13 protein-coding genes are annotated in these 16,914 nt (G+C 44.2%); 5 read left to right on the forward strand and 8 right to left on the reverse strand.

Features of this window, described 5'->3' with window-relative positions; genetic code table 11:
* The first annotated feature begins 9 nt into the window (after window positions 1–9).
* Window positions 10–726 carry a DNA alkylation repair protein gene (locus G460_RS0116490; RefSeq protein ID WP_026956399.1) on the forward strand — a complete coding sequence of 239 codons (717 nt, stop codon included), beginning with the start codon at window positions 10–12 and terminating at the stop codon, window positions 724–726.
* Window positions 723–1,139 carry a hypothetical protein gene (locus tag G460_RS0116495; RefSeq protein ID WP_026956400.1) on the forward strand — a complete coding sequence of 139 codons (417 nt, stop codon included), beginning with the start codon at window positions 723–725 and terminating at the stop codon, window positions 1,137–1,139. The genes G460_RS0116490 and G460_RS0116495 overlap by 4 nt, the downstream gene beginning before the upstream one ends.
* Window positions 1,140–1,468: 329 nt before the next feature.
* Here the strand turns inward: G460_RS0116495 and G460_RS0116505 are convergent, their stop codons facing one another.
* Together G460_RS0116505 and G460_RS0116510 are read right to left on the reverse strand one after the other, a co-directional pair.
* Window positions 1,469–1,696, reverse strand: a complete 228-nt coding sequence (locus G460_RS0116505) for a hypothetical protein (RefSeq protein ID WP_026956402.1) — start codon at window positions 1,694–1,696, stop codon at window positions 1,469–1,471.
* Between the two features lie 164 nt (window positions 1,697–1,860).
* On the reverse strand, window positions 1,861–3,774 hold the full coding sequence (locus G460_RS0116510; protein ID WP_026956403.1) for an ABC-F family ATP-binding cassette domain-containing protein: 1,914 nt from the start codon (window positions 3,772–3,774) through the stop codon (window positions 1,861–1,863).
* 131 nt (window positions 3,775–3,905) lie between these two features.
* On the opposite strand from G460_RS0116510, the gene xerD reads away from it, so the two are divergent.
* Window positions 3,906–4,817, forward strand: coding sequence for a site-specific tyrosine recombinase XerD (gene xerD / locus G460_RS0116515; protein ID WP_026956404.1), 912 nt, complete (start codon window positions 3,906–3,908; stop codon window positions 4,815–4,817).
* A gap of 173 nt (window positions 4,818–4,990) precedes the next feature.
* Here xerD and G460_RS0116520 read toward each other — a convergent pair whose 3' ends face one another.
* The gene (locus G460_RS0116520) at window positions 4,991–6,136 is read right to left on the reverse strand and encodes an acyl-CoA dehydrogenase family protein (RefSeq protein ID WP_026956405.1); all 1,146 of its coding nucleotides are present in this window, start codon (window positions 6,134–6,136) and stop codon (window positions 4,991–4,993) included.
* A 196-nt stretch (window positions 6,137–6,332) separates the two neighbouring features.
* Here G460_RS0116520 and G460_RS0116525 point away from each other — a divergent pair, with 196 nt between their 5' ends.
* Together G460_RS0116525 and G460_RS0116530 are read left to right on the forward strand one after the other, a co-directional pair.
* On the forward strand, window positions 6,333–8,258 hold the full coding sequence (locus tag G460_RS0116525; RefSeq protein WP_026956406.1) for a tetratricopeptide repeat-containing sensor histidine kinase: 1,926 nt from the start codon (window positions 6,333–6,335) through the stop codon (window positions 8,256–8,258).
* A 90-nt stretch (window positions 8,259–8,348) separates the two neighbouring features.
* On the forward strand, window positions 8,349–8,678 hold the full coding sequence (locus G460_RS0116530) for a hypothetical protein (protein ID WP_026956407.1): 330 nt from the start codon (window positions 8,349–8,351) through the stop codon (window positions 8,676–8,678).
* On the opposite strand, the gene G460_RS0116535 is transcribed toward G460_RS0116530, so the two are convergent.
* From G460_RS0116535 to G460_RS0116555, 5 genes are all read right to left on the reverse strand, one after another.
* The gene (locus tag G460_RS0116535) at window positions 8,648–10,765 is read right to left on the reverse strand and encodes an outer membrane protein assembly factor BamB family protein (RefSeq protein WP_026956408.1); all 2,118 of its coding nucleotides are present in this window, start codon (window positions 10,763–10,765) and stop codon (window positions 8,648–8,650) included. The two genes, G460_RS0116530 and G460_RS0116535, sit on opposite strands and share 31 nt — an antisense overlap.
* Before the next feature lie 51 nt (window positions 10,766–10,816).
* Window positions 10,817–11,650 (reverse strand): Rossmann-fold NAD(P)-binding domain-containing protein, encoded by an 834-nt coding sequence (locus G460_RS0116540; RefSeq protein ID WP_026956409.1) that lies wholly within the window; start codon window positions 11,648–11,650, stop codon window positions 10,817–10,819.
* A 43-nt stretch (window positions 11,651–11,693) separates the two neighbouring features.
* Window positions 11,694–12,317 carry a sterol desaturase family protein gene (locus G460_RS0116545; RefSeq protein WP_026956410.1) on the reverse strand — a complete coding sequence of 208 codons (624 nt, stop codon included), beginning with the start codon at window positions 12,315–12,317 and terminating at the stop codon, window positions 11,694–11,696.
* 102 nt (window positions 12,318–12,419) lie between these two features.
* Window positions 12,420–13,556 (reverse strand): N-acetyl-alpha-D-glucosaminyl L-malate synthase BshA, encoded by a 1,137-nt coding sequence (gene bshA / locus G460_RS0116550; protein WP_026956411.1) that lies wholly within the window; start codon window positions 13,554–13,556, stop codon window positions 12,420–12,422.
* 163 nt (window positions 13,557–13,719) lie between these two features.
* Entirely contained in the window at window positions 13,720–16,674 is a 2,955-nt protein-coding gene (locus G460_RS0116555; RefSeq protein ID WP_026956412.1) for a serine hydrolase domain-containing protein, read from the reverse strand.
* Window positions 16,675–16,914: the final 240 nt, after the last annotated feature.

A 16,914-nucleotide genomic window follows, 5' to 3' on the forward strand; every position in this document is an offset into this window, starting at 1 on the left:
TTTTTGGGTATGAGTGCACTGACTGAGCAAATTATCGAAGCCCTGAAGGATAAAGCTATCCCTGAGAAAGCAGCTTTTTTTCCTAGATTTTTCAAATCCGGTCCAGGAGAGTACGGGGAAGGGGATCAGTTTTTGGGGGTGAAAGTGCCGGATCAGCGCAAGGTGGCCAAGCAGTTTTTCAAGGAAATCAGATTAGATGAACTGTCTGAACTGCTGAAAAGCCCGCTTCATGAAGTGAGGCTTACGAGTTTGATTGCATTGGTCTATCGCTATCAAAAGACTAAGAAAGAGGAGGAGCGAAAGGAACTCGTGGACTTCTACCTGGCTCATTTGCCCTATGTGAACAACTGGGATTTGGTGGATACTTCCTGCCACGCCATTTTGGGAGCTTATTATTTGGACAAGGAAAAGGGCCTGTTCTATGACTTGGCAGAGAAAGATCATCTCTGGAGTCAGCGGATTGCGATGGTGAGTTCCTACTATTGGATCAAAAGAGGAGAGTTTGCCGATGCTTTGGCTTTGGCAGAAAAACTCAAAGATCATCCACACGACCTGATGCACAAGGCTGTAGGCTGGATGCTTCGGGAAATTGGGAATCAGGATTTTGAGGCGGAGTTTGAGTTCCTTAAGAATCACTACCATAGCCTACCCAGAACTGCCTTGCGCTATGCAATCGAGAAGTTTCCGGAAGATTTGAGGCAGGATTTTTTGAAGGGGAATATATGAGGAAAAGTCTGCTATTGTTGATGGTTATTTTATGTGGTTTTTCTTGCTCTAAAAAGAAAGAAACTGTCTTTTCCAACCACGAAGAATTAAATGGGCCAATTACAATTCTCTACCCAAGAACAATTAAAAAGAGTGAAGAATTTGTAGCTAAAATGTTCAGTAATGACCCGAAAAGGAAACTGGTGAATGCAGTAGTTAATTGTAGTGATTTTACAAAAATCAATTCCGAGACATTCAAAATTCAGGGCTGTTCTAAAGAGTTGCTTATTAAAAATGACACGGTTTATTTAGCATTTCAGCCAACTGCAACAGGTGATTTTATTTTTAAAAATGTGAATTTAATTTCGACTATAATTTCTGAAAGCGATATTCAGTTTCATGAAGTGGAATTAAAGTATAAGGTGATAGAATAGGTCACTAAGGCTTCTTTTCTATTGACTCTAAAATGGCCTTAATGAATTGATCAGTCACATTTTCTTTTTCAGATTTGTCATAGATAGAGAGTAGATAAATACTGCTTTTTTCAATTTTGACCCAAGTAATTATCCTGCCTCCACCGCTTTTTCCTCTAGATTTACTTTTGATTGCGAAGCGTATCTTATAACAATTCTTATAGATCTCTACTCCAGAGCTTGGGTTTTGAAGTAGTTGTTTGCTCAATAATTCTAAATCGGACCGAAGGGAAGGATATTTTTTATTCAGTTTTTTAAGTTCCCTTAAAAAATTATCGGTAGGAATTAGCTTAAAGCTCATCCATCAATTCATCGAAACTCGAAAAACTCTTCGCTATTTTTTTACCCGAATCAATCAATTGGGCTTCTTTGTACCCCTCAACTACTTTGTTGGCTCTATCTAAGGCTTTTAGAGTGATATTTTTTGATGAGCTGAAATTTACATTCAAAGTCTTGAGGAATTCCTTTATCACTTTGGAGGTTTCTGAATTTTCCGATTCAATTACTATAGTTTCCATGAGAATTTTGAATTACCTGATTGAAGATAAGGGATTAAACGGATATCTAACACTGATGTCCGTCTTTGCTTGAATTAACGTGGTAGTTTAGCTAAGAAATTGGAATTAAATACATAAGAGGAGAATTCAATCTTCCGTCTTCTAGCTTCAGTCCTATATTCAATTTACCCCTCAATCCCCTCCAGTTCACTCAATTCTAGCCAGACCATTTCAAGTTCTTCCAGTTCATAATCTATCTCAGCGATTCGATTAGAAAGCTTTAAAAGTTCTTCGTGATCCTCAATCCCAGCTGAAATTTGAGCCGTGATTTTTTCCTTTTCACTTTCCAGTTTGGCAATGAATTCATTGGTCTTTTTGAATTCCTGCTTTTGCTTGTAGCTGGCTTTGGCTTTTGAGGAGGAATCCGTAGAGATACTTTTTGTTTCCTGCACTTCAATATTTGGTTCTGAAGTCTTGATACTTGGCTCTAGGCTCTTGCTACTGTTTTCCTTTTCCCATTCTCTGAAATCCGTATAATTGCCAGGGAAATCACGGATGACTCCTTCTCCCTCAAACACAAACAAATGCTCGACCAGCCTATCCATAAAGTATCGATCGTGTGACACGATAATCAAACAGCCCGGGAAGGTGTCCAGAAACTCCTCCAGAATATTCAGCGTCATGAGATCTAGGTCATTGGTAGGTTCATCAAGGATCAGAAAATTAGGATTCTTGATCAGCACCATCAGCAACTGAAGTCTTCTCCGCTCTCCACCGCTCATTTTTCCTATGGGAGTAAATTGCTGTTTGGGTGGAAAACCAAATTGATTCAGGAATTGACCAACGGTGATAGTCTGCCCCTTATTGAGAGTCACGACCTCCGCTACTTCTTTGACCACATCGATCAGTCGCTTTTCTTCATCAAATCGATCTTCTTCTTGGCGATAATAGCCAAATAGCGTTGTCTGCCCTTGAGTGACTTTGCCCTGATCTGGATTGATCAGGCCAGTGATCATTTGCAGAAAAGTCGTCTTACCTGCCCCATTGGGGCCGACGATTCCGATTCTGTCTTTCTTTTTGAAAATATAAGAGAAGTCTTCGACGAGTTTTTTCTCGCCATAAGACTTAGAGATTTTGTCAATCTCCAGGATTTTATTGCCAAGGCGCTGGGTCGAAACAGACAATTCAATATCTCGCTCCTCTCGCTTGGTAAAGGCTTTTTCTTTGGTTTCTTCGAAAGCATCTACCCGATACTTGGCTTTGGTACCCCTTGCTTTTGGTTGACGTCTGATCCAGTCCAGTTCTTTTTTGTAGAGATTCTTTGCCTTCTCGATTTCTATGTCCTCGATTTGCATTCTTTCGGCTTTTTTGTCGAGAAAATAGCCGTAGTTGCCGAGGTATCGATGGATTTTGCCCTGATCGAGTTCGAGTATCTCATTGGTGACTTTTTCCAAAAAGTATCGGTCGTGCGTCACCATGAAAATGGATAGATTGGCTTTGGAAAGGTAGTCTTCCAGCCATTCGATGGTTTCTAGGTCGAGATGGTTGGTTGGCTCATCAAGTAGGAGCAGGTCCGGTTTTTCCAAAATGGCTTTCGCCAAGGCGACACGCTTCCGCTGTCCACCGGAGAGATTGCCCACAGGCAGATCCGTATCGTGGAGGCCGAGTTTTCCCAAAATCTCCTTGACTTGATATTCAAAATCCCAGGCTTGATGCGCATCCATCTGCTCAAAGAGTCGGGCCATTTTGTCGGAGTTGTCTATACCCCGCTCAGAATCCAGCATGGCCTTGTGGTAGTCTTCGATCACCCGAAGTACTTCCGAATTACTTTGATCAAAAATCGTCTGGTAGATGCTCAGGTTGGCTTCGAATACTGGATTTTGATGCACGTAGGCAATTTTGACGGCATTGTTTAGTGCGACTTGTCCCGTATCAGGGATCTCCAAACCCATGATGATTTTCATCAAGGTGGATTTCCCGGCACCATTGATGCCTACCAGGGCGATTTTTTGTCCTTGGGAGATTCCAAAGGAAATATTTGAAAAAAGCTTGCGTTCCCCGAAAGCCTTACTGAGATTTTCAACCGAAAGGTAATTCATGGGGCAAAAGTACATGAATTACCGTCTTTTCACTTTGTATCAATCTAGGTATTATTCAAAAAGTTACTCATGATGCAAAACACTTTGATCTAGGGAGCATAACTTAGACTTAAGTTTGCAAACTTAGCGATATGGAAAAAACTTGGGAATCCTACATCCGACAATTTCGTCATTACCTTAAGCTGGAGCGGGCTTTGAGTGAGAATTCCATCGAGGCCTATTGTAGGGACGTGGGGAAGCTTAGAGATTTTTTCCTGTCGAATCATCCAGAAACAAGTCCCTTGGAAGCCAGTGTGGATCAGATCCGGGCTTTTGTGATGACTTTGGGGAAATTGGAGATTTCGGATTTTACCCTTGCTCGGATTATTTCTGGCATCAAGGCTTTTTACAAGTTTCTGATATATGAAGAACTGATCCAGCAAGACCCCGCTCAGCTTTTGGAGGCTCCTAGGCTAGGGAGAAAACTCCCGGATACCTTAAGTTATCATGAGATCAATCAGATTTTGGAGGGAATTCCGCTCGGTGAGCCTCAGGGACATCGCAACAGGGCAATGTTGGAGCTACTTTATAGCAGTGGCTTGAGGGTGTCAGAACTGATAGGGCTAAAGAAAAGTCAGGTTTTTGAAGATGTTGGCTTCTTGCGGGTCGTGGGGAAAGGAAACAAAGAAAGGCTTGTGCCAGTGGGCAAAGACGCCTTGAAATATCTTCAGATCTATCTCCAGGAAGTGCGGTCTCACTTGGACATAGTTCCGGGAAATGAGGAATATATTTTCTTAAACAGAAGAGGAAAGCAGCTCAGCCGCGTGATGGTCTTCAAGATTATCAAAGAGGAAGTGAAGCGTGCCGGAATCGAAAAAAATGTCAGCCCGCACACCTTTCGACATTCTTTTGCGACGCATCTGATCGAAGGTGGAGCGGATCTTCGGGCTGTGCAGGAAATGCTAGGCCATGAAAGTATCAACACCACAGAAATCTACACCCATTTGGACCGAGATTACTTAAGGCAGGTTTTGACTGATTTCCATCCGGGTAATAAACAATAAGGGCCAATCTCAAAGCTGGCCCCTATTGAAGTATATTTTTTGTAATCAATCCAGAATTAAATGGAAATGGCTAAAAGGAAGCTTTGAGGCTTTCGTCTAGGCTGCTCCTGTCTTCCGGCTCCATAATCAAAGGGAATTTGGGTGGTGGTGCAAAGGCTGAAATGCAGATTTTTTCACTTCTTCAAAACCTCCCTTGCAATCACAATCTTTTGGATCTCGGATGTTCCCTCCCCGATCGTACAGAGTTTGGCATCCCGATAGTATTTTTCGACAGGATAGTCCTTTGTAAATCCATAGCCTCCAAAAATCTGAACAGCTTCATTGGATACTGATACGGCAACTTCAGATGCGTAATACTTGGCTTGAGCCCCTTCTAGCGTAACTGTTTTGCCTTGGTTTTTCAAGCTGGCTGCCTTGAAAATCATCAATTTGGCAGCTTCCACTTGAGTTGCCATGTCGGCCAATTTGAAGGAAATCCCCTGAAATTTGCTGATGGATTGCCCGAATTGCTGACGCTCTTTTGAGTATTGGATGGATGCTTCCAATGCCCCTTCGGCAATCCCTAGTGATAAAGCGGCGATCGAAATCCTGCCTCCATCTAGTACTTTCATGGATTGGATAAAGCCATCTCCGACCTTCCCCAAAACCTGACTTTCGTGCACTTTGCAGTCTTCGAAAATCATCTCGGCCGTCTCTGAGGCACGCATCCCGAGTTTGTCTTCTTTTCTGCCTCCTTTGAATCCAGGAGTTCCTTTTTCGACAATGAAAGCGGTCATGCCATGCGAATCACCCACCTCGCCTGTACGGGCTATGACTACTGCTACGTCTCCAGAATAGCCATGCGTGATAAAGTTTTTTGCCCCGTTGAGGATGAAATATTCTCCCTCTCTTGTAGCCACAGTTTTCATATTGGCTGCATCCGACCCCGTATTTGGCTCGGTTAGGCCCCATGCGCCCAACCATTTACAGGTGGCGAGTTTGGGTAGATATTTTTGCTTTTGTTCTTCCGTACCAAAAGCCAAAATATGCCCCGTACAGAGGGAATTGTGTGCGGCCATGGATAGTCCTACTGAGGGATCCAGTTTTGAAAGTTCTGCGATGGCGGTGACATATTCATCATAGCCAAAACCGGCACCACCATACTCAGTCGGAACGAGCACTCCCATGAGTCCCAGTTCTCCCAATTTTTGAAACAGCTCTTTCGGGAAAAATTGCTCATCATCCCACTTTTTGCGGAAGGGAGTGATTTCCTTGGCGCCGAAGTCGCGGATCATGTCAGCGATCATTCGCTGGTTTTCATTGTGGTTAAAATCAAGCATAATCTTTGGGTTTATTCTGTCTTGTATCTAACTCCAAGATTCATAATTAGTTTGGGTTGAGCAATAGGTCTTTCAAAAAAGCCTTCCTGCCAACCTAGTTTCTTCTTCCCAGATCGACTCTGGACGGTTTTGTGCTGCATTTTTGTTTATATTTCTCTCCGAATGCCACTTCGATTTTACTGATCACCTTTTTCTTATGACTATCAGAGTTCCCTTTTTATTAGTTCTTTGTCTCTGTGCCGGTGCAGCGATTGCTCAGACTCCGAGACAAATAGTAGATAGTTTGCTGATTCGTATCCAAGAAGATCTGGATGCTCAGCAACTGGCCCAGATGTACGGAGAGCTTGGTTGGCAGTATGCCGCCATCAACCTAGATTCTGCAGTTTACTATGGTGAGAAAGCAGTCGAAAAAGCCCAACAAATCGATGATCCCAAGCTTTTGGCCCAATCCTATAGTGATCTGGGAGGAGGGCTTTTGCAAAAAGGAGAATTGGATCGGGCAAGAGAGATGTATCTGAAGACACTTGAAATCCGCCAGGAGATCGGAGATTCTCTAGGGATGGCTAAGATGTATAACAATCTTGGGTTTATCTATCAGCGGAAATATGAGTCGGATTCGGCAATCCAGTTTTTTCTTCAGGCCTTGCCGATTTTCGAAGCCAATCAGGATCTTCTCAATGTAGCTTCAATCAAAAACAATATTGGGGTGATCTACCAGAACATGCCTGACTATGAAAAAGCCATTCAGTATTATCAAGAAGCGGTGGCCATCAGGGAAGCTGTTGGGGAGACCAAATCCTTGATCGGGACCTACACCAATCTTGGAAGCTGCTATAAGTATTTAAATCAATATGAGCTGGCAGAGGAGTATTATCAAAAAGCGATTTCAACTTCTATAGCAACAGGTGATCGGCTCAATCTTGTCATTTCGTATCGTTCGTATGCGTTTTTCTTACAAGAAAAGGGCGATATGAAGCAGCTTGAGGATATTTCGAGAAGAGGGATCCAAGTAGCTGAAGAAGTCAATGCTCTGTATGAATTGGCGACGCTACAGCTCAATCTCGGAATAGCGCTTCAGGCGCAGGGAAAATCTCAGGAAGCCAGGCCTTTGCTTCTTCGAGCAGCTAGCAGTTTCATAGAGCAGGGCTCTGATGATGATGCATTGGTAGCTTATCTGGAAATGATTCCTCTCTATGCGTCTTTGGGCATGCCTGACAGCGCAAGATATTATTCTAATCGCTATCAGGAATTTCTTCGGAATAAGTTTCAAAAAGAATCAAGAGAGCGTACAGCAGAGCTTGAGACGAAATATCAAACCGAACTGAAAGATAGTCAGATAGCGGAGCAGGAGCTGGAGATCCGGAATAAAAACCTGATGCTCTTTGGCTCCTTGGGATTGGCTCTCGTCTTGGCGATTGTGGGCTATCTCCTGTATGCGCAGCAGAAATTGAAAAATACCCAATTGCGCCAAGAAGCTGAATTGAAAGCTGCTTTGGTACAGATCGATACTCAAAGGAAGCTGGATGAGCAGCGTACACTTATAGCCAGAGATCTTCATGATAATATCGGAGCTCAGTTGACTTTTATTATTTCATCGATAGAAAACCTGAAGTATTTTCAGCCGATTCAAGAGCAACTCAGCAAAAAATACGACAGCATTACCTCATTTACCAAGCAGACTATCACCGAGCTGCGCGATACAATCTGGGCGATGAATAGTGGTGCAGTGACTTGGGAGAGTTTGATCCAGCGTGTCCAAGGTTTTTTACGTCAGGCCAAGGAATCTTCAGGGATAGAAATCCAGCTAGACGTATCCTCTCAACTGAATCAGCAGGGGACTTTGCCTTCTTCCGAAAGTATTCAGATACTTCGGATCATTCAGGAAGCTGTGCAGAATGCCGTGAAATATTCCAATGCAAACCATGTGGAGGTTTTGTTTGCAAATCAGCTATCAAAACTCTCCTTGCAAATTTCAGATGATGGAGTTGGCTTTGACGAACAGGAAATTGTGCCAGGACATGGTCTTTTGAATATGAAGAAAAGAGCGGAAGAATTAGGCGGAGAACTCAAGATCCAATCGACTCCGGGAAAGGGCACAAAAGTGATTCTGCTATTGAATTGAAATCCCGATAAATAGGCTTTTTGCCGTATTCCATTCACTAGTCGGAAAGGCTAGCTTTGAGAAAATGCCAGAAAGGTGTAATTCTCAGCTATGCACGCTCTTTTCACTAGTGATTTTGTTTTGGGACTATTGACTGCCTTGGTCCTCTTAGGCTTATTGGCGATGCATCTATTGGTGATTCGTGAGTATCTCAATCAGCGGAAAATTCATCGAAAGTGGCTCGTGGAGCTTGAAAATCTTAGGAAAAAAGAAGAGGAAAGATCACAGGCCATGGACCAGGGGAATGGTTCGCTACAAGAGATTCGGGGAAATACTCAGGAAAAGCTCGATATTATCAAGCTTCAAGTAGAAGCGATGGAGCTCATAGAAAAGAAGAAGTCATCTGGCGATCAGGATCCAGGAAGAGCAAATGCAACATAGGAATCTCCACTTTTTGTGCCTTTTCCACCACCGCAGGCGATGACGAGATATTGCTTTTCGTCGGCTTCATAGATAGCTGGAGTTGCGTGACCCGATGCAGGCAGGGAGGCCTCCCAGAGTTTTTCACCGGTCAGCTTATCGAATGCTCGAATCTTTTCATCTTTTGTCGCAGCGATAAATAGCAAACCTCCGGCGGTGACGACTGGCCCTCCGTAATTTTCCGTTCCCGTAGGAGCAAAACCCATTGCCGAAAGCGAATCAATCTCACCCAGCGGGATTTGCCATTTCTTGAGGCCTGTTTGCATATCTATAGCAGTCAATAGGCCCCAAGGTGGATTGGAGCCATACAGCCCTTCTTTGGTCAGAAGTTTTTTGTACCCATTCATATAGTATCGGGGGTTGAGTGGAGCATTTTCTCCCTCAATTTCCTGTTTGTCTCCTTCTGTGGATTTTCCCAATAAGAAATCTACCAGCACCTTTCTATTTTCAGAAGAGATATGATCAAAAGCTGGCATGGCACCTCTTCCTTTGGTGATCAATCTTTCCAAAGAATCTGAATTGTATTTGGATCCGATTTCCAATAGTGAAGGAATCGTTGGCGGCACTCCTTTTCTCTCCAGCCCATGACAGTTGCCGCAATAATTGGTGTAAACTGCCTGACCTACATTATCAAATTCTGAATTTGGCTTCATCTCGATCAGCCAAGGGATTTGGTTGGCATTGACATAGAAGAGTTGGGTCTCAGGGTCGAAAGCCGCTCCGCCCCATTCTCCACCGCCGTCCATCCCTGGAAAAAGAACGATCGGTTGTTCAGCATTGGGAGCTAGCCAGCTGTCGCCAATAAGAACATCTGTAAGTTGGTTTTGAATGTCTTCCTTCCATTCAGGCTTGAGATTGAGGATGTCTTTTTCCTCAAAGACCATGTTCATAAATGGTTCTGGAAGACTGGGGATCGGTTGGGTAGGAGAACTGTATTCACCGGGTAAGGTGCTTTGGCTGACTAGTTTTTCTTCAATCGGCCAGATAGGCTCTCCTGTCTCCCGATCAAAAACATAAGTCATTCCCTGTTTAGAAATTTGAGCGACTGCATCCACCCATTTTCCGTCTTTTTGAATGCTGATGAGATTGGGGTTGGCAGGGAAGTCTCGATCCCAGACATCGTGATGAACAGCCTGAAAATGCCAGATTCTTTGGCCTGTCTTCGCATCTAGAGCGATCAGGGAATTGGCAAAAAGATTGTCTCCTTTGCGATAGCCTCCCCAAAAATCATAGGTGGCTGATCCGGTAGGAATATAGACAATCCCTCGCTCGTAGTCCAGAGTCATGCCAGCCCAGTTATTTGCGCCGCCGATTTGAGAGATAAATTCAGGATCCCACGTTTCGTAGCCAAATTCACCCTCATGGGGAATCGTATGGAAAATCCACTCTTGCTCGCCTGTCAAAATATTGTATGCCCTGATATGACCGGGTGCCGCATCGAGTCCTTCGGAAAGGCGCATTCCGATGATCAATACATCTTCGAAAACTACTCCTGGAGCATTGGCAACTATCAGAAAGTCTTCCCTATTGGGATCAAGTCCTTTCCGAAGGTCAATTTTTCCATTTTCACCAAAAGTCCGGATAGGCTCACCAGTCAAGGCGTCTACCGCCATCATCCAATTTCCTGCTCCGAAAAGAATTCGTTTGTCTTTTCCTCTTTCCCAATAGCTTACTCCCCGGTTGGTACCTGCCCAGGAGTTTTCTCCGCCAAGTATCTCAAAGGGGTCAAATCTCCAGATTTCTTTGCCGCTTCCTGCATCCAGAGCAAAAACGTCTAAACCAGGCGTAGTGGCATAGAGAAGACCATTTTTGACGATGGGTTGGCACTGAATCTGGGAGCGCTCGGTGGCATCCCCAGTTTGATAAGTCCAAGCCACCTGCAGTTGGGATACATTGGATCGGTTGATTTGATCTAGCGAGGAATAGCGGGAAGCATCGGCTGGACCACCGTAGTGAGACCAGTCTGTATAATCTATGCTTTCGGAGTTGGGTTGACAGGAAAAACAACAAATGAGGAAGGCGGAAAAAAAGAGGAGAAGTCGATTCATGGGTAAATTGCTGGCCCAGAATATCGACATTTCTCCTCATTTTTAAAATTGTCAGCTGGCTGAATATGGGAAATCCAAAGGGTTGGGATAATCGAATTGAAATCCCTTGTTCAAGATTTTTTGGGGAGAAATTAGCCGCTGATCCTTTTCTTTTTCGGGAGCAAAGCTGATCGGAAGAGGGATTCCAAGATCTTCGGAATTCCTAGCATAAACTTCCTTTCGCTGTGGATGATGAGGAGCGACACCATTGAAGGTCTCGTTCCAGAGATCATTTTCAATAATAAACTGCATCATTCGGGCAGCGTCCTGCCGGTAGATAAAGTTGACCCGGGTATGTCCGATGACATTTTCTTTTCCAGAAAAATACCTGCCTGGGATGCGCTCATCCCCCAAAAGACCTCCAAATCGAAGGACGGTCAGCTTGCATTCCAAGTTGCTTTTGAGGTATTCTTCAGCTTTCCAAAGGGAGAGATTCCCAGAGTTTTCTTCATTTACCAATTGGTTTTCATCGTATTCTCCCTCGATGCTCCGTTCCGGATAGACACCGGTGCTACTGATGTAGAGTACCTTTTGGATCTGTGAATTATTGATGAGATCCTTGAGGAATTTCAATTGCTCGAGATACTTCTCGTCACCATCGTGCCGACTTCTAGGGGGGATATTGACGACCAAAACTTCGGATTGGAAGAGGGCCTGAAAGCCTGATCCTTTGGGATATGGGTCCAAGGAGAATTCAAAAGCTTCAATTCCGTCCTTTTTTATAGCAAGAGCCTTTTCTTCTGTAGTGCAACTGCCTTTGACATGATGCCCGTTCGCTAAGAGTAATTTGCCAAGTGGCAGTCCTATCCAGCCTAGTCCCACGATGCTGATTGCTTTTTTTTCCATATAGCTATAAAAAAACCTCCCGTTGAGAGGAGGTTGGTTTGAATTAATCTTTTTTTGGCAAGGTGCCTAGAATGAAATCCCAAAGCGGAGTACTTACTCCAAAAGCGGTGTCAGGATCCTTGTAATGGTGGATTGCATGGTTGACCCAAAGAATTTTGAACATGTTTTTAGGAGGATTAAATGCATGCACAATGTAATGGACTCCCAAATAGGAAGCATAGCCGATCAGAAAACCTGGCAAGAAGTAGAGGCAATAATCCCCCATGATCAGATTGAATACCAAGTAAAATATTGCAGCATAAGCAGCACTCACAAAAGGAGGCATCGCCAATCGGTCTTTGTCTCGCGGATAATCATGGTGAACTCCGTGCACGGTGTACTGTAGCTTGTCTTTGACAGGAGTATTGGGCTCCATGTGAAAGAAATGCTTATGCATCATGTATTCCACGAATGTAAAAGAAATGTAGCCTGCCAATAGGATCAAAAGTCCGGTAACAAGAGGGATGGATGTCTCCAGCGCGTAGTAGAATGAAACTCCTGAAAGCACCAAAAACATGATGATAGGAACCAAAATATGTGTTCTGGAGATCTTTTCTAATAATGGATTTTCAAACATTTTGGCCGAACCAAAATTGTCGGGTTTATCCAGTCTGCCAATCTTTTTCATACTAATTCCTGATTTTATCCCTGCACTAGGGCACAAAGTTGATGCAAAAATAACCCAGAACATACTTTTCTGCATTGATTTTCGTCATAAAACTCGATTTTTTTAAACCTTCGCCAGTGCGTTTTCTATGGTTTTTTGGTAATAATTGACATACAAAGGCAATATCTGCGAGATGTCAAACTCCTTGGCTCGAGCCAAAGCATTGGCTTTAAATTGCGGTAAATTGGCGTCATTCAAGATGGTCAGCGCCTTGTTTTTCATTTCTTGAATATCCCCGACTTCACATACAAATCCCGTAGATCCGTTCACGTTCAACTCAGGAATACCACCGGCATTGGAGGTCAAAATAGGGACTTCGCATGCCATCGCTTCCAGGGCAGCCAGACCGAATGATTCTTTTTCGGAGGGCATCACAAACAAATCTGCTACGGAGAGCACTTCTTCCACGGCTTCGAGTTTTCCGAGGAAACGCACATCATCGCAAGTGCCCAGTTCCCGGCAGAGTCTTTCCATTTTGTCTCTTTCTGGGCCATCACCTACCAGAAGTAGCTTGGCTGGGATCTCACGGCGCACTTCATCAAAGACACGAATCACATCTTCTACCCGCTTGACTTTACGGAAATTGGATGTATGAACCATCAATTTTTCACCCTGAGGACAGATCGCCAATTTGAAATGCTCTTTCTTTTGCTTCTTAAAGCGATCTAGGTCAATAAAATTCGGAATGACTTCAATCTCTCTCTTGATATCAAAATGCCGATACGTTTCTTTTTTCAAATCTTCTGAGACGGCCGTGACGCCATCTGACTGATTGATGGAAAAAGTGACTACCGGCTCGTAGCTCGGATCTTTGCCTACCAGTGTGATATCTGTCCCGTGCAGCGTGGTGACGACAGGGATGTGGATTCCTTGCTCTTTGAGAATCTGGCGGGCCATGTAGGCTGCTGATGCATGGGGAATCGCGTAGTGTACGTGCAAAAGGTCCAATTTTTCATATTTCACTACAGAAACCATCTTACTGGCCAAGGCGAGTTCGTAGGGGGCGTGTTCAAAAAGCGGATAGCTTTTGATATCTACTTCGTGATAGAAAAGGTTTTCACTAAAAAAGTCTAGACGCGTTGGCTGGCGATAGGTAATGAAGTGGATTTCATGTCCGATTTTCGCCAATCCTTTGCCTAGCTCAGTGGCTACTACACCACTCCCACCAAAGGTAGGATAACAAACGATTCCGATTTTCATAGTCTTGGGGCGGCCTGTTGGGCTATTTGCCTATAAACACGCAGCTACCTTTAATTTGTTCAAATAAATGATAAATAATCCAAATAGAGGTCGGAATCAACTGGTTTTCAGTGTGAATAGATGGGTTGATTTCAGATAATAATTAACTCAAATGAATCATACTTTACTTTTTGGCCATGGCCTGATAGATGATGTCATGGATGTCGGTACGGATTCCTTCCCGCAGCAATTTTGTGTTTTCAGCCTCTGGATATACTCTATTGGACAAAAAGACATAGATCAACTCATTCTCAGGATCTGCCCACACACATGTCCCCGTAAAGCCCGTATGGCCAAATGTGGATTTGGGAGCTAGCTTTCCAGCTGAGCCTCCTTTATCTTTTTCGGGTTCGGGCTTGTCCCATCCCCATCCGCGGCGACTCTGATTGGACTGCCGCTTGGTGAAGTCCTTGATCGTTTCAGGGTCCAAAAGGGAGACATCTCCATAATAGCCTCCATTGAGCATCATCTGCATCATCACGGCCAAGTCATTGGCTTTACCAAATAGGCCTGCATGGCCCGCCACTCCTCCAAACATGGCGGCTCCAGGATCATGCACATAGCCATGCACTTGTCTTTTGCGGAAGGCGACGTCATTTTCGGTAGGAGCGATATTGTCCAAGGACATTTTTTCAAAAGGATTGAAAGTCATGGTCTCCAACCCTAGCGGTTTATAGAAGTTTTGTTCCAAAAATTCATTCAGAGGCTGATTGACCACGCGTTCTACGACTCCTTGCATAAAGTACATAGTCAGATCTGAGTAAACATAGGAGTTTCTCCCTCCTTTTTTGGGGAGCAAATCAGACTTGACAGTCCAGCTCCAGATGCTGTCCCGGAGCCCGTCGATGGCGTACATGTCATTGGAAACTGGCCGCGAAAATCCCGGAGCGGAAGAGGGTTTGTAGTAGTCTCCTCTCCATTGACCGGATTGGACTGTCTTTACATAATGCGGAATGTAAGCTTTAAGCCCTGCTTCATGAGCCATGACGTCTTTGAGCTGTAGATTGGCCTTGTTGGTGCCTCGTAGCTCAGGGAGGTAGTCACCCAATGTTTTATTCATATCCAGTTCTCCCCGACTTTCCAAGAACATGACTGCTTGGGTAGTTGCCAATACTTTGGTGATGGATGCGAGATCATAGACGGTTTCAGAATTGACCTTGGGGCTGGACTTGTATTCTAACTGACCGTAGGATCTCTCGAAAACTACTTTGCCGTTTTTTACCACAAGGACATTGGCTCCCGGGGTTGCTTGGATTCTGATCGCTTTTTCGGCTACTGCATCGATTTGATCCAGAATTTCCCCATTCAGTCCTACACTTTCTGGGCTTCCGTAAGACAATCTTTTGAGGCCTTCGAGATATCCGCCTACTCCGAATCTATACTGCTGACTGACAGAGACAGGAAGTATGCCCATGCCTGGTCTACCTCCAAAGAGCACCTGAGGAGCAATGTTTTGTGTGAGATCGTTGTTTTCAAAGGCAAAAACCACATGCCCCAACCCATCGAGAAATTTGGATGCGTAGGCATTGCCAAATAAGACAGTCACTACTTTCTGTCTTTCTTCCAACTTTCTGAGGAGGTCTATATCTCCTGGGGCTATCCCAAATGCTCTGCGGGGACTATTGGTGACGCCCATCAATCCTACAACCACTACATCATAATCTTCCAGTTTTTTGATCAAGTTGTAGTGAGAAGATTCACTACCGGCTTTGTCGATTTCGAAATGATCAAACCCTGCATATTTTCCTAAGCTTTTCTGGAATTCCTTGCCATCTCCACCTATGGTCAAGCTTGCAAATTTTTTAAGATCAAGATCTTTGAAGGGAAGTAGCTCTCCCTTATTGGAGGCGACGGTGATAGCTTCTGCATAGAGTTGCTCTCGGATTGCGTCAGTTTTGGAAGAATTGAGGCGATCAATAAGTCCGTGTGTCTTAATGGGTCGGTACTGGTTGAGGCCTACTTTGTATTTTGCTTTCAGTATTTTTTTGACTCTTCGGCTGACTTCTTCTTCAGAGATTCTTCCATCAGCGATAGCTTGTTTTATCAGCGCCTTAGCTTTGGGTACATCCTGCGAATAGAGGAGCACGTCATTGCCAGCCAATAGAGCTTTGACATCGACTTCTCCGGGGGCATTGGTAGAGGCGACGCCTTTCATGTTCAAAGCATCGGTAAAGATGAGTCCTTGGAAATTCATCCGTTTTTGTAGCAGATCGGTAACTACCTTTTTGCTGAGACTCGTAGGCGTTTTTCCGGTGTTGTCAAGGCTGGGGATGTTCAGGTGAGCCACCATGACCGACATGAGTTCCTCCTTGAAAAGTTCTTGGTAAGGATACAAGTCAATATCCCAGATTCTCTGTTCGGGATGGTTGATGACCGGGAGGGAATAGTGACTGTCAGACTCTGTGTCACCATGACCTGGAAAATGTTTGGCATTGGCGATCACCCCATGATCTTGCAAGCCTTTCATATAGGCGACAGCATGAGCGGCAACTGCTTTTTTGTTTTCTCCAAAAGCCCGATAGCCGATTACTGGGTTGTCAGGATTGGAATTGACATCCACGACTGGCGCAAAGTTGATATGCATGCCCAGTTCCTTAAACTGCCGGGCCATCTCCGTGCCCATGTCATAAATAAGGTCCGTATTCTGAATGGCTCCCAAAGTCATAGCTTTGGGAAAATCAGCAATAGAGTCCAGTCTCATACTGATGCCCCATTCGGCATCCATAGCTATAAAAAGCGGGGTTTTAGAGAGTGCCTGATAGTAATTGGTCAATCTAGCTTGTCTATCTGGGCCTCCCTGGAAAAATATCAGACCGCCGAGATTTTCGTTTTTGACCAAGGTGCTGATCTCGTCGATATGGCGCTGGTCTTTGTTGGAATATGCTGCGACCATAAAAAGCTGTCCCAGTCGCTCATCCAAAGTGAGATTTTGAAATACAGAATCTACCCAGTTGTTTTGATCGGTTTTGTCTTTGGAGACCAAGGGGTCTTCGACCAAAACAGCATTGTCCATTCTTCCAGAAACGAAGGATAATGCAATGCAGCAGAGGATGAAAACTCCGGTAAGCTTTTGACTCATGCTCGAGTTAATTTTTAATCTTTAACTTTTAAAATAAATTTGTGCTGTAGGCCATGCAAATTGCCATCTAATTCAACGTCCACTTGCCCACTTTAGCCTATCTATAGTACTTTCCCAAGCTATATAAATTGAAGATAGGAAAGAAAGGGGAACATTAGACCTGTTTTGGGGTTAAAATTGGTATAAATTTGATTGTCGGCAGTATCTGAATTGAGGGCTTCCAAAGGAGCCGAATTGGCC

The sequence above is a fragment of the Algoriphagus vanfongensis DSM 17529 genome (assembly GCF_000429465.1).
Taxonomy (GTDB): domain Bacteria; phylum Bacteroidota; class Bacteroidia; order Cytophagales; family Cyclobacteriaceae; genus Algoriphagus; species Algoriphagus vanfongensis.